The following is a 15490-nucleotide window of genomic DNA, read 5'->3' as shown; positions in this document are numbered from 1 at the left end:
GTGACTTTGCCTGGCGTGTCCTGCACCTTTTCTTCGGTAAGTGACCCGCTATGAGTTCCGCCCTGTCCATCCGACAGCTGACCAAGACCTATGGCAACGGCTTCCAGGCCCTCAAGGGTATCGACCTGGACGTTGCCGAGGGCGACTTCTTCGCCTTGCTCGGCCCCAACGGCGCCGGCAAGTCCACCACCATTGGCATTCTCTCGACCCTGGTCAACAAAACCAGTGGCACGGTCAACGTGTTCGGCCACGACCTGGACCGTGAACCTGCGGCGCTCAAGCGCTGCCTGGGTGTGGTGCCGCAGGAGTTCAACTTCAACCAGTTCGAGAAAACCTTCGATATCGTCGTGACCCAGGCCGGTTACTACGGTATCCCGCCCAAGGTGGCCAAGGAGCGTGCCGAGCGGTACCTGACCCAGCTCGGTCTGTGGGACAAGCGCGACGTGCAGTCGCGCTCGCTGTCCGGCGGCATGAAGCGCCGCCTGATGATTGCCCGCGCGCTGATCCACGAGCCGCGCCTGCTGATTCTCGACGAGCCCACCGCTGGCGTGGACATCGAGCTGCGCCGTTCGATGTGGAGCTTCCTTACCGAGCTGAACCAGAAGGGCATCACCATCATCCTCACCACCCACTACCTGGAAGAGGCCGAGCAGCTGTGCCGTAACATCGGCATCATTGACCACGGCACCATCATCGAGAACACCAGCATGCGCCAGCTGCTGGGCAAGCTGCATGTCGAAACCTTCGTGCTCGACCTCAAGCAGGACCTGGCCACCGCACCGACGTTGCAGGGCTACCCGTGCCGGCTGCTGACCCCGCACACCCTGGAAGTGCAGGTGGACAAGGACATCGGCATCACTGCGCTGTTCGGCCAGCTGGCGCTGCAGAACATCGAGGTGCAGAGCCTGCGCAACAAGACCAACCGACTCGAGGAGCTGTTCGTGTCCCTGGTGGAAAAAAACTTGTCGAAGGTGGCCGTATGAGTGTGGAACTGCGCACCAACTGGGTCGCCCTGAACACCATCGTCTACCGCGAAGTGCGGCGCTTCCTGCGTATCTGGCCCCAGACCCTGCTACCGCCAGCGATCACCATGGTCCTGTACTTCGTCATCTTCGGTAACCTGATCGGCAGGCAGATCGGCGACATGGGTGGCTTCACCTACATGGAGTACATCGTGCCGGGGCTGATCATGATGTCGGTGATCACCAACTCCTACGGTAACGTGGTGTCGAGCTTCTTCGGCAGCAAGTTCCAGCGCTCCATTGAAGAGCTGATGGTGTCGCCCGTATCGCCACACACCATCCTCGTCGGTTACGTGTTGGGTGGCGTGCTGCGTGGCCTGGCGGTGGGCGTGATCGTGACCTTCCTGTCGCTGTTCTTCACCCACCTGCAGGTGCACCACCTGGGCGTGACCGTGGTCGTAGTGCTGCTGACCGCTACCATCTTTTCGCTGCTGGGCTTCGTCAACGCGGTGTTCGCCCGCAACTTCGACGATATCTCGATCATCCCGACCTTCGTGCTGACGCCACTGACCTACCTGGGCGGAGTGTTCTACTCGATCAACCTGCTGCCGCCGTTCTGGCAGACCGTGTCGCTGGCCAACCCGGTGCTGCACATGGTCAACTCGTTCCGCTACGGCATCCTAGGGGTGTCGGATATCAGCATTGGCACGGCGATTACGTTCATGCTGGTCGCCACCGCGGTGCTCTACCTGGTGTGCGTGCGCCTGCTGGTCAGCGGCCGCGGCATGCGTGCCTGAAGCCTTGCACCGGCATTGGCGCAGACGCCACTGCCGGCCCACCCACCAGCGCCAGTAGAGCATGGTGGTGAAGTAGCCAAGGATGCCCAGCACCACGCCGCACACTACCGAGCCGAGCAGGAAGGGTTGCCACAGCGTCGACAACTGGTCGGTGATCCACTGGAAAGTCAGCTCGTCGGGCAGGGTGCGCGGCGGTACCTGCATCAGCCAGGCGCCGGTCATGTAGGTGACGAAGAACACCGGTGGCATGGTCAGCGGGTTGGTCAGCCATACCAGGCTGACCGCGATCGGCAGGTTGCCGCGCAGCGGAATGGCCAGCGCGGCGGCCAGCAGCATCTGTGCTGGCATCGGGATCAGCGCCGCGAACAGGCCAACGCCCATGGCCCGCGCCACCGAATGGCGGTTCAGGTGCCAGAGGTTCGGGTCATGCAGCAACTTGCCGAAAAAGCGTAAGGACTTGTGTTCCCGAATACTGGTCGGGTCCGGCATGTAGCGTTTGAAAAGTCGGCGCGGCATGTAGGCTCCCGGAGCGTTGATCCGGGCAGTATGCCCTGATTCCCGCTCAGCCTCGTTTAGAGTTTGTGACAATTGTTGAGCAAGTGGTGCCGGCAATTGGGCTATGCCTCAGAAGGTGATTTCGCTTCTGGAGCTCTACTTCATGCGCACAGGGATGTTTGCGCTCGCGCTCGGGCTGTTGTGCCTGATCTTTCTTCCCGCATTGCCATCGGTCGGATGGCTGGTGCTGCTGGCCGTGGCCGGTGGCGTCGGCTTGTTCACCCGGCTGTGGCCGCTGGGCTGTTTTTTGTTGGGCCTGTGTTGGGCCTGCTGGTCCGCGCAGCAGGCGCTGGATGACCGCCTGGCCGCCGGGCTGGATGGCCGCACCCTGTGGCTTGAAGGTCAGGTGGTCGGCCTGCCGACCCGGACTGCGCAAGGTGTGCGCTTCGAGCTGGATGCGCCCAGCTCGCGGCGGGCAGAACTGCCGCAGCGCCTGCAACTGAGCTGGTTCGACGGGCCGTCGCTGCGGGCGGGCGAGCAGTGGCGGCTGGCGGTGACCTTGCAGCGCCCGGCCGGGCTGCTCAATCCGTATGGACCAGACCGGGAGGCGCAACTGCTGGCGCGTCGGGTGGGGGCCACCGGCACGGTCAAGGCCGGGCAGTTGCTGGCGCCTGCAACCGGCGGTTGGCGCGATGCGCTGCGCCAGCGTCTGCTGGCAGTCGAGACCAATGGCCGACAGGCAGCGTTGGTGGCACTGGTACTTGGCGACGGTACGGGCCTGGCGCGGGAGGACTGGCAAACGTTGCAGGCCACCGGCACGGTGCACCTGCTGGTGATCTCTGGCCAGCACATCGGACTGGTCGCCGGCTTGCTGTATGGCCTGGTTGCCGGGCTGGTGCGCTGGGGGCTGTGGCCCGTACGCCTGCCTTGGTTGCCTTGGGCCTGCGGCCTGGCCATGACCGCAGCGCTGGCCTATGGCTGGCTGGCCGGTGCAGGCGTGCCGGTACAGCGTGCCTGCCTGATGCTGGCCGTGGTGTTGCTCTGGCGCCTGCGCTTTCGTCACCTTGGGGCCTTTTTACCTTTATTGCTGGCGCTGGTTGCCGTGTTGCTGGTCGAGCCGTTGGCGGCTCTGTTACCTGGTTTCTGGCTGTCGTTTGCTGCCGTGGTCACGCTTATCTATTGCTTCAGTGCCCGATTGGGTGGCTGGCGGCCTTGGCAGGCCTGGACGCGCGCACAATGGGTGATTGCCATAGGTTTGCTACCAGTGCTGCTGGCCACGGGCTTGCCGGTGAGCCTGAGTGCGCCGCTGGCCAACCTTGTGGCAGTGCCGTGGGTGAGCCTGGCGGTGCTGCCGTTGGCGTTGCTGGGCACCTTGTTGCTGCCGCTGGGCGGGGTAGGGGAGGTGTTGCTCTGGCTGGCAGGTGACTTGCTGGATCTACTGTTCCGGCTGCTGGCGCTGGTGGCGCAGCAACAGCCGGCATGGGTACCGCCGGCCTTGCCGTTGTGGGCCTGGCTGCTGGTCTGCCTGGGTGCGCTGCTGGTTCTGATGCCCCATGGCGTACCACTGCGTGGGTTGGGTGGAGTGATGTTGCTGGCGCTGTGGGTACCCCGGGAGACGGTGCCGTTCGGCGAGGTCGAGGTCTGGCAGCTGGACGTCGGCCAAGGATTGGCAGTGCTGTTGCGCACCCGCCATCACAACATGCTTTACGACGCCGGGCCGGCCAAGGGAGAGAGCGACCTGGGCGAGCGGGTGGTGTTGCCGAGCTTGCGCAAGCTGGGGGTTGGCAGCCTGGACCTGATGCTGATCAGCCACGCCCATGCCGACCACGCCGGTGGTGCTGGCGCAATCCTGCGTGGTCTGCCGGTCAAACGGGTGATCGGCGGCGAAGTGCTGGATGAGATGCAACTGCAACCTTGTGTCAGCGGCGAGCAATGGACGTGGGATGGCGTGCGCTTTTCGCTGTGGCGCTGGGCTGATGGGCAGAGCAGCAATGACCGTTCTTGTGTGCTGTTGGTCGAGGCGCAGGGTGAGCGGTTGTTGCTGGCGGGTGATATGGAGGCCGGTGCCGAACGGGCCTGGATGGCGGCTACCGAGGCGCCGCGTATCGACTGGTTGCAGTCGCCGCACCATGGCAGCCGCAGTTCGTCCAGCGAGGTCTTCATCCGCGCCACGGCGCCGCGCGGGGTACTGATTTCGCGGGGGCGCAACAACAGCTTCGGGCACCCGCATGCGCAGGTGGTCGAACGTTACAGGCGGCATGGGGTGGTGATGCATGACACGGCGGAACAGGGGGCGTTGCGGTTGGTGCTGGGGAGGCAAGGGGAGGTCGAGAGTGTGCGGGGGCAGCGGCGGTTTTGGCGGGTTTGGGTGCAGTGAGGTGTAGTGGCTTGCAGGCGCTGCAACTGTCATGGCGAACCCTCACCCCTCACCCCTCACCCCCCGCAACCCCTCGCAACCCAATTCCCTGACCTCCGGCAGATGAGCCCCCGGCGCGCCTATGGTAGAGTGGCGGCCTTTTTCCGAAGGGGCGTTTACTGTGTGGGAATTGGTCAAGTCCGGTGGTTGGATGATGCTGCCGATCATTCTGAGCTCCATCGTTGCCATGGCTATCGTCGTCGAGCGCCTGTGGACCTTGCGCGTCAGCCGCGTCACCCCGCCGCACCTGCTCGGCCAGGTGTGGATATGGATCAAGGACAAGCAACTGACCAGTGACAAGCTCAAGGCCCTGCGCGCCGATTCGCCACTGGGCGAAATCCTCGCCGCCGGCCTGGCCAACTCGCGCCATGGCCGCGAAATCATGAAGGAATGCATCGAGGAAGCCGCTTCGCGCGTCATTCACGAACTGGAGCGCTACATCAGCACGCTCGGCACCATCGCCGCCATGGCCCCGCTGTTGGGCCTACTGGGCACCGTGCTGGGCATGATCGACATTTTCAGCGCCTTCATGGGCTCGCAGATGACTGCCAACGCCGCAGTGCTGGCCGGTGGTATATCCAAGGCCCTGGTCACCACCGCGGCCGGCCTGATGGTTGGTATCCCGGCGGTGTTCTTCCACCGCTTCCTGCTGCGCCGCATCGATGAGCTGGTGGTGGGCATGGAGCAGGAGGCGATCAAGCTGGTGGAAGTGATCCAGGGCGACCGCGAAGTGGAAGTGGCCGGAGGCAAGGCGTGAAGTTCCGGCGCAATCGCCAGCGGGAGAACGTCGACATCAACCTGGCGTCGCTGATCGACGTGGTGTTCGTCCTGCTGCTGTTCTTCGTGGTCACCACCACCTTCACCCGCGAGACCCAGCTGCGCGTCGAGCTGCCCGAAGCCGCCAGCGCCGAACAGGCGCCGCCCGACCAGGGCAAGCTGGTGGAAATCACCATCAGCGCCGAAGGCGTGTACTCGGTGAACAATCACCTGCTGCCCAAGAGCGACCTGGCCACCCTGAGCGAAGCGATCGAGCGTGAGTCGGGCGGCGACAACAAGCTGCCGCTGGCCATCAGCGCCGACGGCAAGACCCCGCACCAGGCTGTGGTCACCGCAATGGATGCCGCCGGCAAGCTCGGTTTCAGCCAGTTGCGCATGACCACCGTCGAGGCGGCCCAGGACACGCCTTGATGGCCTTCGCCGACCGTCTGCTCGCCGCCTGGTACGCCGGGCATCCGGCCTTGGCGCTGCTGCGCCCGCTGGAGGCGTTGTATCGCCGCGTGGTCACGCGCAAGCGAGCGCGTTTTCTAAGAGGCGAAAGTGCCAGCTACCGGGCCCCGGTGCCGGTCATCGTGGTGGGTAACATCACTGTCGGTGGTACCGGCAAGACGCCGATGATCCTCTGGCTGATCGAGCACTGCCGCCAGCAGGGGCTGAAGGTGGGTGTGGTCAGCCGTGGCTATGGCGCCAAGCCGCCGCAGCTACCCTGGCGCGTGCAGGCCGACCAGGCTGCCGAGCAGGCCGGCGATGAACCGCTGCTGATCGTGCAGCGCACCGGCGTGCCGCTGATGATCGACCCCGACCGCTCTCGCGCGGTGCAGGCACTGCTGGCCAGTGAACCACTCGACCTGATCCTGTGTGACGACGGTATGCAGCACTACCGCCTGGCCCGCGACCTGGAGCTGGTGCTGATCGATGCCGCCCGCGGCCTGGGCAATGGTCGCTGCCTGCCGGCGGGGCCGTTGCGTGAGCCGGCCGAGCGCCTGCACGAGGCTGATGCGGTGCTGTTCAACGGCGCCAGCGCAGACCGTACCGATGGCTTCGGCTTCCGCCTGCAGCCGTCCGCCCTGGTCAACTTGCGCACTGGCGAGCGCCGCGCGCTTGACCATTTTCCGGCAGGCCAACGCCTGCACGCGGTGGCCGGTATCGGCAATCCGCAGCGTTTCTTCAATACCCTGCTGGGGCTAAACTGGCAGCCGGTGCCGCATCCCTTTGCCGACCATGCACAGTTCAGTGCCCAGAGCCTGGCCTTCAGCCCGCCGTTGCCACTGGTCATGACCGAGAAGGATGCGGTGAAATGCCGGGCCTTCGCCGCTGACGACTGGTGGTACCTGGCCGTCGAGGCGCAGCCCACGCCGGCCTTCAGCGCCTGGTTCGACAACCAGCTGCAACGCTTGCTCCGCAAGCCCTGAGCCCGTTTTCAATTTCCGGCCACCTGGCCTAAAGGAAGCCTCCCATGGACACCAAACTGCTCGATATCCTGGCCTGCCCGATCACCAAAGGCCCGCTCAAGCTCAGTGCCGACAAGACCGAGCTGATCAGCAAGGGCGCTGGCCTGGCCTACCCGATCCGCGACGGCATCCCGGTCATGCTGGAAAGCGAGGCGCGCACCCTGACCGACGACGAGCGTCTGGACAAATGAGCCTGAACTTTACCGTGGTGATCCCCGCCCGGCTGCGCTCCACACGCCTGCCAGGCAAGCCATTGCTGCCGATTGCCGGCAAGCCGATGGTGCAGCATGTGTGGGAACAGGCCCGCAAGAGCGGTGCAAGCCGCGTGGTCATCGCTACCGACGACGCCAGCATCTTGGAGGCCTGCCAGGCCTTCGGCGCCGAAGTGCTGATGACTCGTGCCGACCATGAGTCCGGCACCGACCGCCTGGCCGAGGTGGCCACACACCTGGGCCTTCCGGCTGATGCCATCGTGGTCAACGTGCAGGGCGACGAACCGCTGATTCCGCCGGTTATCATCGACCAGGTCGCAGCCAACCTGGCGGCGCATCCGGAGGCCGGTATCGCCACTTTGGCCGAGCCGATCCATGAGCCGGAAACCGTATTCAACCCCAACGCGGTCAAGGTGGTCAGCGACAAGAGCGGCCTGGCCCTGACCTTCAGCCGTGCGCCGCTGCCGTGGGCCCGCGATGCCTTCGCCAGGGAGCGAAACGTGCTGCCAGAAGGCGTGCCGTATCGCCGTCACATCGGCATGTACGCCTATCGCGTCGGCTTCCTGCAGGACTTCGTCAGCTGGGGCCCGTGCTGGCTCGAGCAGACCGAAGCGCTGGAGCAACTGCGCGCCCTGTGGCACGGCGTACGCATCCACGTCGAAGACGCCATCGAGGCGCCTGCCGTGGGCGTGGATACCCCTGAAGACCTGGAGCGCGTACGGCGCTTGCTGGAGGCCTGATGCGTGTCCTGTTCGTCTGCCTCGGCAATATCTGCCGCTCGCCTACCGCCGAAGGCGTGCTACGTCATCAATTGCAGGTTGCCGGGCTTGCCGACCGAGTGCATGTGGCCTCGGCCGGCACCGGCGACTGGCATGTCGGCAAGGCGCCTGACAGCCGCACCTGCAAGGCAGCGCTGGCGCGTGGCTATGACCTGTCGCAGCAACGCGCCCAGCAGGTCAAGGCGGTGCACTTTGCCGAATATGACCTGATCCTGGCCATGGACGAGAGCAACCTTGGCCACTTGCGCGCGATGCGCCCGCACACGGCAGTGGCGGAACTCGACCTGTTCCTGCGCCGCTATGGCGCAGCGCTGGATGAAGTGCCAGACCCGTACTACGGCGGCGCCGACGGCTTCGAGCAGGTGCTCGACCTGGTGGAAGCGGCGTGCCAGGCGCTGGTGCTCGAAATCAAGGGGCGGCTATGACAGTGCGATGGCAGGAGCAGGTATCGCTCAAGCCGTACAACACCTTTGGCATCGACGTGAAGGCACGGTATTTCAGCCAGGCACATGATGACCAGGAGGTGCGCCAGGCGCTGGCCCAGGCACAGCAAGGCGGCGTGCCGGTACTGGTGATTGGCGGCGGCAGCAACTTGCTGCTGACTCGCGATATCGATGCGCTGGTACTGCATATGGCCAGCCGTGGCAGGCGCGTGCTTAGCGATGATGGCGAACGTATTGTGGTCGAGGCCGAGGCCGGTGAGCCATGGCACCCGTTCGTGCAGTGGACACTGGCGCAGGGGTATTGCGGGCTGGAGAACCTCAGCCTGATCCCAGGGACCGTGGGCGCCGCGCCGATGCAGAACGTGGGCGCCTATGGCGTGGAAATCAAGGACGTGTTCGCCGGCCTGACCGCCCTGGACCGCGAGACCGGCGAGCTGCGCGACTTCGGTTTGGCGGAGTGTGCCTTCGGGTATCGCGACAGCTTGTTCAAGCGCAGCCCCGGGCGTTGGCTGATCCTGCGTGTGCGCTTTGCCTTGAGCCGCACGCTGCAGGCCCACCTGGACTACGGCCCGGTGCGCCAGCGCCTGGTGGAGCAGGGCGTGACCGAGCCGACCGCACAGGCGATCAGCGAGGCGATCTGCAGCATTCGCCGCGAGAAGCTGCCAGACCCGGCTGAGCTGGGTAATGCCGGGAGCTTCTTCAAGAACCCGGTGGTATCGGCTGAACAGGTCGAGCGTATTCGTGCGCAATACCCGGGGGTGGTGGCTTATCCCCAGGCCGATGGCCAGGTGAAGCTGGCGGCGGGCTGGTTGATCGAGCAGGCTGGCTGGAAGGGCCATCGCGAGGGGGATGCCGGGGTGCATCGTTTGCAGTCGCTGGTGCTGGTCAACTATGGCCAGGCGAGCGGGGCACAGATGCATGCGCTGGCGCGGCGGATCCAGGCCGATATCCTCGAGCGGTTCGGGGTTGAGCTGGAGATGGAGCCTAACCTCTACTGATTCATTGCCTGGGCTGGCCCTTTCGCGGCTAAAGCCGCTCCCACAGGGACCTCACAGGGCCTGAGGGTAGTGAGGTCTCTGTGGGAGCAGGCTGGCTGGAAGGGCCATCGCGAGGGGGATGCCGGGGTGCATCGTTTGCAGTCGCTGGTGCTGGTCAACTATGGCCAGGCGAGCGGGGCACAGATGCATGCGCTGGCGCGGCGGATCCAGGCCGATATCCTCGAGCGGTTCGGGGTTGAGCTGGAGATGGAGCCTAACCTCTACTGATTCATTGCCTGGGCTGGCCCTTTCGCGGCTAAAGCCGCTCCCACAGGGACCTCACAGGTGAGGGTAGTGAGGTACCTGTGGGAGCGGGTTTACCCGCGAAGAGGTTGGTACAGGCAAAACGCCTAGCCAAGAAAAAGCCCCGCCAGTTCGCACTGGCGGGGCTTTTTCATTCAGCCTTGGCTATCAACCGTGATGAGGCTTGTGCTCATCGGTGGCTTCCAGGGCTGGCTCTTCGGCGGCTGCGGCAGCTTCCTGCGCGGCTTTGGCGGCAGCCTCGGCCTCGCGCTTGCGGCGGCGCACTTCACGCGGGTCGTTCGGTGCACGGCCGTTGGCCAGCATGACAGTGGCAGGCTCCACCGCCGCAGGGGCTTCGACCGGTGCAGGCTCGACGGCCACTGGGGCAGGTTCGGCCACCACTTCTGGCTGGGCTTCGACAACCGGGGCGGGTTGCTCGGCCACCGGAGCGGCTTCGACCACGGCCGGGGCCTGCTCGATTTCACCGGCCTCGACGGCAGGCGCTTCTACCGGTGTTTCGGCAACCACTACCGGCTCGGCAGCAGGTGCTGCCTCGACCACTGGCTGCGGAGCGACTTCGACCACTGGCTCGGCAGTTGCCTCGACCACGGCCACAGGCTCGCTGATCGGCTGCTCGACCACTGGGGCCACGGCCACTTCTTCAGCCTTGGCGGCAGCTTCGACCTGCTCGACCTTCTCTGCCTGCTCGACCGGCTGGGCGGCTTCGCTGTTGTCGGTTTCCGCAACGGCGGTGACTTCGGCGGTAGCGCGCTCTGCCTGCTGGTTGGCCTGGGCTTCGGCGCTGGCGCTGATGTTGCTGCTGGCGACAGCGGCAGTCACGGCCAGGCCTGCGGCCAGTTCGGCCCCCAGCTCGGTGGCCTGGTGCGGTTGTGGCTGCTCTTCGCTGCCTTCTTCTTCGCTGCCGTCGATCAGTTCGCCGTTGGCGTTGCGCTGGCGCTCACGACGGTTGCTGCGACGACGCTGGCCACGGGAGCGGCGACGCGGGCGCTCGCCATCGGTGCCTTCCTGTTCGTCCTGCAGCAGCTCTTCGTTCGGCAGTTGCTCTTCGGCCAGCTCGGTGGCTTCTTCGGCTACGCGTGGCTGACGCTCTTCGCGTGGTGGGCGCGGAGCACGTTCTTCGCGAGGAGTACGTTCTTCACGCGGTGCGCGCTCTTCACGTGGAGCACGTTCTTCACGCGGTGCACGTTCTTCACGCGGTGCACGTTCTTCACGCGGAGCACGCTCTTCGCGAGGTGCGCGCTCTTCACGCGGAGCACGCTCTTCACGTGGAGCTCGTTCCTCGCGAGGTGCACGCTCTTCACGTGGGGCGCGCTCTTCGCGTGGAGCACGTTCTTCACGGGCTACACGTTCCTCGCGCGGCTGACGTTCTTCACGCTCGGCAGGGGTGGCATCCAGTGGTTCACGCAGTTCGCGCACGCGCTCTTCGCCACGGTTGCCGCGGCGGTCTTCGCGTGGCTGGCGTGGTGCACGCTCTTCGCGTGGGGCGCGTTCTTCACGTGGCGCACGCTCCTCGCGTGGCTGGCGCTCTTCCCGAGGGGTACGCTCGGCACGCTCTTCACGCGGCTTGCGCTCTTCGTCGCGGCGGCCGTTGCGGTTGCGGCTCTGCTGGCGGCTGTTGCGGCGTTCTTCGTTGCGTGGGCTGCGCTCGGCGATAGGTTTCTCGGCGGCGGTGACAACCGGTGCGGCGGCAGGCTCTTCCTTGCCGGCGAACAGGCTTACCAGCGATTTTACCAGGCCCTTGAACAGGCTCGGCTCCGGAGCGACCGGGGCAGGGGCGACCGGTGCGGCAGGCTGCGGCTCTTCAACAGCGGCCGGTACCGGCGCATTGGCGCGGGCCGGGGCGGTCTTGACTGCAGCTTCCTGGCGTACCAGGGTGCGAGTGGCGGTCGGCTGCGGCGCCTCTTCGGCTTCGGCTGCGGCGATCTCGTAGCTGGACTGGTTGCTCAGCACTTCCGGGTTGTCGTCGCGCAGGCGCTGGACTTCGAAGTGCGGGGTTTCCAGGTGATCGTTCGGCAGGATGATGATGCGCGCACGGGTGCGCAGTTCGATCTTGGTAATCGAGTTGCGCTTCTCGTTGAGCAGGAACGCGGCCACCGGGATCGGCACCTGGGCACGGACCTCGGCGGTGCGGTCTTTCAGGGCTTCTTCTTCGATCAGGCGCAGGATGGCCAGCGACAGCGACTCGACGTCACGGATGATGCCGGTGCCGGAGCAGCGTGGGCAGACGATGCCGCTGCTTTCGCCCAGCGACGGGCGCAGGCGCTGACGAGACATTTCCAGCAGGCCGAAGCGCGAGATGCGGCCGACCTGGACGCGGGCGCGGTCGGCTTCCAGGCACTCGCGAACACGTTCTTCGACGGCGCGCTGGTTTTTCGCCGGGGTCATGTCGATGAAGTCGATGACGATCAGGCCGCCGATGTCACGCAGGCGCAGTTGGCGGGCGATTTCCTCGGCCGCCTCCAGGTTGGTCTGCAGGGCGGTTTCTTCGATGTCGCTGCCTTTGGTGGCGCGCGCCGAGTTGATGTCGATGGACACCAGGGCTTCGGTCGGATCGATCACGATCGAGCCGCCGGACGGCAGGTCGACCACGCGCTGGAAGGCGGTTTCGATCTGGCTTTCGATCTGGAAGCGGTTGAACAGCGGCACGCTGTCTTCGTACAGCTTTACCTTGCTGGCGTACTGCGGCATCACCTGGCGGATGAAGGTCAGGGCTTCTTCCTGGGCATCGATGCTGTCGATCAGCACTTCGCCGATGTCCTGGCGCAGGTAGTCGCGGATGGCGCGGATGATGACGTTGCTTTCCTGGTAGATCAGGAATGGCGCGGCGCGGTCCTGGGATGCCTCCTTGATGGCGGTCCACAACTGCAGCAGGTAGTCGAGGTCCCACTGCATTTCTTCGCTGCTGCGGCCAAGGCCGGCAGTGCGTACGATCAGGCCCATGTCGCCCGGCACGGTGAGGCCGTTCAGGGCTTCACGCAGTTCGTTGCGCTCTTCGCCTTCGATGCGGCGGGAGATGCCACCGGCACGCGGGTTGTTCGGCATCAGCACCAGGTAGCGGCCGGCCAGGCTGATGAAGGTGGTGAGGGCGGCACCTTTGTTGCCGCGCTCTTCCTTCTCGACCTGGACGATGACTTCCTGGCCTTCGCTCAGCACTTCCTTGATGTTGACCCGCCCTTCGGGGGTTTTCTTGAAGTATTCGCGGGAGATTTCTTTCAGCGGCAGGAAGCCGTGGCGTTCGGAACCGAAGTCGACGAAGGCGGCTTCGAGGCTGGGTTCGATGCGGGTGATCTTGCCTTTGTAGATGTTGGCCTTTTTCTGCTCACGCGCGCCAGACTCAATGTCCAGGTCGTAGAGACGTTGGCCGTCCACCAGGGCTACACGCAACTCTTCGGGTTGAGTCGCGTTAATCAGCATTCTTTTCATGTTGTACCGTCGGTTTCCGGGCTGCCGGAAACGGCGTTCGGCACACACGACGTCTCATGGTCGGTGCCAAGGTGCGCAAAGGGTGGCCGGGCCACCCCCGTGTCGAGCAACGTTCGGCACCAGCCGGTTGCCCAGCCTGCCGTTGTCGCGACGACGCGTCCTGTTTGCTGCGGTGCCAACAAGGCCCCGGTGGTTTCGAATTGTAATCCGAATCAACCAAGCGGGCCTTGTGCACTCAGTCAGGAGGAGGAATCAACCGTCAGCCGTGGACGCCCGGGGGCATCTGTTCAGGACCTTATCCGCTCGCCAGCCGTTCAGTGGGCTGGTGGGCCGGACGCGGTGCTACACGGTCCGAGGGCTGTGCATCTCCACCCTGCACGTATCCCTGATAATTCGGGTGCTGCCGCGCGCTGAATCCGCAACGGGTTGCATTTTTCGCCAGCGCAGGTTCTGCGCTGGCGCCATTCATGTCCAAGGCAGGTATTTCCGAAGCATTCGCCGGGCGTTGCGTGGAAGCGACGGGCGGGCAGAGGTGCAGCGAAAAGAATCGGGTAAGCAGGTGAAACACCGCACTTGTCGTTTTTTTTCGGTCTTCTCTACACAGCGCTGGTGGCGATTCCAGGCAATTCGGTAAACTGGCGAAAACCCCGTAGGACGGCCTCGCGTCCTGGAGAATTGCGTTGGTCAGGGGCCGGCTAGGAGCCTGGTGCCGCTGGCCTGCCGCTTTTGGCGGCGTTCGCGACTATAGCAGCAATGATTAAGTGCTTCAATTCCATAAAAAATTGTTATGATCCCGCCATGACGACCAATACCCCTCCGACTTCCGGCGTTCAGCTGATCGAAGTCGCGCCGGAGCTTGCCGGCCAACGCATCGACAATTTCCTCATCACGGCCCTCAAGGGCGTGCCCAAGACCTTGGTTTACCGCATCCTGCGCAAGGGTGAAGTGCGGGTCAACAAAGGTCGCGTCAAGCCGGAGTACAAGATCCAGGCCGGCGACATCGTGCGAGTACCGCCCGTCCGGCTGCCGGAGCGTGACGAGCCGGCGCCGGTCGCCCAGGGCCTTCTGCAGCGGCTGGAGGCCGCCATCGTCTACGAAGACAAGGCGTTGATCGTGATGAACAAGCCGGCCGGCATCGCCGTGCATGGCGGCAGCGGCCTGAGCTTCGGCGTGATCGAGGCGCTGCGTCAGCTTCGCCCGGACGCCAAGGAACTGGAGTTGGTGCACCGCCTGGACCGCGACACATCCGGCCTGCTGATGATCGCCAAGAAGCGCAGCATGCTGCGCCACCTGCACGCGGCGCTGCGCGGCGACGGTGTCGACAAGCGTTACATGGCGCTGGTGCGCGGCCACTGGCCGACCTCGAAGAAGCAGGTCAGCGCGCCTTTGCTCAAGAGCAACCTGCGCTCCGGCGAGCGCATGGTCGAGGTGAACGACGAGGGCAAGGAGGCGTTGACCCTGTTCCGCGTGCTGCGCCGCTTCGGCGAGTTCGCCACTATTGTCGAGGCGCGCCCAATCACCGGCCGTACCCACCAGATCCGCGTGCACACCCTGCATGCCGGGCATATGATCGCCGGTGACAGCAAGTACGGCGACGAAGACTTCAGTCGCGAAATTCGCGACCTGGGCGGCAAGCGCCTGTTCCTGCATGCCTACGCGCTGACCGTACCGCTGCCGGACGGTGGCGAGTTGAAGCTCGAGGCGCCGGTGGATGAAGTCTGGGCGAAAACCGTTGAACGTCTGAGTGCGTCCTGATCTATGAAAAAGGGCTATGAGCTACTGATCTTCGACTGGGACGGCACCCTTGCCGACTCGATCGGGCGAATCGTCGAGGCCATGAATGCCGCCGCCGAGCGTGCCGGTGAGGCGCAAAGCAGCGAGGACGCGGTCAAGGGCATCATCGGCCTGGCCTTGGCCGAGGCGATACAGACCTTGTACCCGCACCTGGCGCCAGCTCAGGTCGAAAGCTTTCGTCAGCACTATGCCGATATCTACATGGCGCTGGACCAGCAGCCTTCGCCGCTGTTCGATGGCGTGATCGAGTCGCTGGATGCCTTCCGGGCCGAGGGTTATCGCCTGGCGGTGGCCACCGGCAAGGCGCGTCGCGGGCTGGATCGCGTGCTCAAGGCCAATGGTTGGGAGCAGTTCTTCGACATCACTCGCGCCGCCGACGAGACCCGTGGCAAGCCGCACCCGCTGATGCTCGAGGAAATCCTCGGCCATTGTGGTGTCGAACCGGGGCGTGCGCTGATGGTTGGCGACTCGGCATTCGACCTGCAGATGGCCAGCAATGCCGGCATGCACTCGGTGGCCGTGGGCTATGGTGCCATGTCGCTGCAGGCGCTGGCCGAGTTTGGTCCGCAGGTGTGCATCGATCATTTTTCCCAGTTGCGTGAGTGGCTGGGTGGTTCCGCAATTCCACTTCCAAGGTAGG

General features: G+C 64.8%; 13 protein-coding genes and 2 pseudogenes. 13 read left to right on the top strand and 2 right to left on the bottom strand.

The features are described from left to right. Positions 1-50 precede the first annotated feature (50 nt). Complete coding sequence (locus CAY82_RS18295; protein WP_087502478.1) at positions 51-983, top strand: ABC transporter ATP-binding protein; 933 nt, start codon at positions 51-53, stop codon at positions 981-983. Next, complete coding sequence (locus CAY82_RS18290) at positions 980-1759, top strand: ABC transporter permease (RefSeq protein WP_003260104.1); 780 nt, start codon at positions 980-982, stop codon at positions 1757-1759. Before CAY82_RS18295 ends, CAY82_RS18290 begins: the two co-directional genes overlap by 4 nt. Positions 1760-1768: 9 nt before the next feature. On the opposite strand, the pseudogene CAY82_RS18285 reads toward CAY82_RS18290, so the two are convergent. Next, positions 1769-2275 (bottom strand): annotated as a pseudogene (locus CAY82_RS18285) (DUF2062 domain-containing protein); the annotation flags it as partial. A gap of 142 nt (positions 2276-2417) precedes the next feature. Here CAY82_RS18285 and CAY82_RS18280 point away from each other — a divergent pair. From CAY82_RS18280 to CAY82_RS18240, 9 genes and pseudogenes are all read left to right on the top strand, one after another. After that, complete coding sequence (locus CAY82_RS18280; protein WP_087502505.1) at positions 2418-4631, top strand: DNA internalization-related competence protein ComEC/Rec2; 2214 nt, start codon at positions 2418-2420, stop codon at positions 4629-4631. A 160-nt stretch (positions 4632-4791) separates the two neighbouring features. Next, positions 4792-5427 carry a MotA/TolQ/ExbB proton channel family protein gene (locus CAY82_RS18275; RefSeq protein ID WP_170931100.1) on the top strand — a complete coding sequence of 212 codons (636 nt, stop codon included), beginning with the start codon at positions 4792-4794 and terminating at the stop codon, positions 5425-5427. Then, positions 5424-5858: a biopolymer transporter ExbD gene (locus CAY82_RS18270; RefSeq protein ID WP_087502476.1), complete on the top strand. Its 435-nt coding sequence runs from the start codon at positions 5424-5426 to the stop codon at positions 5856-5858. Before CAY82_RS18275 ends, CAY82_RS18270 begins: the two co-directional genes overlap by 4 nt. Then, a complete protein-coding gene (lpxK, locus tag CAY82_RS18265) occupies positions 5858-6859 on the top strand; it encodes a tetraacyldisaccharide 4'-kinase (protein ID WP_087502475.1) in 1002 nt (333 codons plus the stop codon). Before CAY82_RS18270 ends, lpxK begins: the two co-directional genes overlap by 1 nt. A gap of 44 nt (positions 6860-6903) precedes the next feature. After that, a complete protein-coding gene (locus tag CAY82_RS18260) occupies positions 6904-7089 on the top strand; it encodes a Trm112 family protein (protein ID WP_003247142.1) in 186 nt (61 codons plus the stop codon). Continuing rightward, positions 7086-7850 carry a 3-deoxy-manno-octulosonate cytidylyltransferase gene (kdsB, locus tag CAY82_RS18255; protein ID WP_087502474.1) on the top strand — a complete coding sequence of 255 codons (765 nt, stop codon included), beginning with the start codon at positions 7086-7088 and terminating at the stop codon, positions 7848-7850. Before CAY82_RS18260 ends, kdsB begins: the two co-directional genes overlap by 4 nt. Then, entirely contained in the window at positions 7850-8314 is a 465-nt protein-coding gene (locus CAY82_RS18250) for a low molecular weight protein-tyrosine-phosphatase (protein WP_087502473.1), read from the top strand. Before kdsB ends, CAY82_RS18250 begins: the two co-directional genes overlap by 1 nt. Beyond that, positions 8311-9330, top strand: coding sequence for a UDP-N-acetylmuramate dehydrogenase (murB, locus tag CAY82_RS18245; protein WP_087502472.1), 1020 nt, complete (start codon positions 8311-8313; stop codon positions 9328-9330). Before CAY82_RS18250 ends, murB begins: the two co-directional genes overlap by 4 nt. A gap of 84 nt (positions 9331-9414) precedes the next feature. Further along, positions 9415-9597: pseudogene (locus CAY82_RS18240) on the top strand (UDP-N-acetylenolpyruvoylglucosamine reductase); the annotation flags it as partial. A gap of 183 nt (positions 9598-9780) precedes the next feature. On the opposite strand, the gene rne reads toward CAY82_RS18240, so the two are convergent. Beyond that, complete coding sequence (gene rne / locus CAY82_RS18235; RefSeq protein WP_087502470.1) at positions 9781-13056, bottom strand: ribonuclease E; 3276 nt, start codon at positions 13054-13056, stop codon at positions 9781-9783. A gap of 798 nt (positions 13057-13854) precedes the next feature. Here rne and rluC point away from each other — a divergent pair. Both rluC and CAY82_RS18220 read left to right on the top strand, forming a co-directional pair. Then, a complete protein-coding gene (gene rluC / locus CAY82_RS18225) occupies positions 13855-14811 on the top strand; it encodes a 23S rRNA pseudouridine(955/2504/2580) synthase RluC (protein WP_013971570.1) in 957 nt (318 codons plus the stop codon). A 3-nt stretch (positions 14812-14814) separates the two neighbouring features. After that, complete coding sequence (locus CAY82_RS18220; RefSeq protein ID WP_087502469.1) at positions 14815-15489, top strand: HAD family hydrolase; 675 nt, start codon at positions 14815-14817, stop codon at positions 15487-15489. The last annotated feature ends 1 nt before the right edge of the window (position 15490 follow it).

The organism is Pseudomonas sp. SID14000, assembly GCF_002165135.1.
In the GTDB taxonomy this organism is placed as follows: domain Bacteria; phylum Pseudomonadota; class Gammaproteobacteria; order Pseudomonadales; family Pseudomonadaceae; genus Aquipseudomonas.
This window is presented reverse-complemented; position numbering and strand designations above follow the sequence as displayed.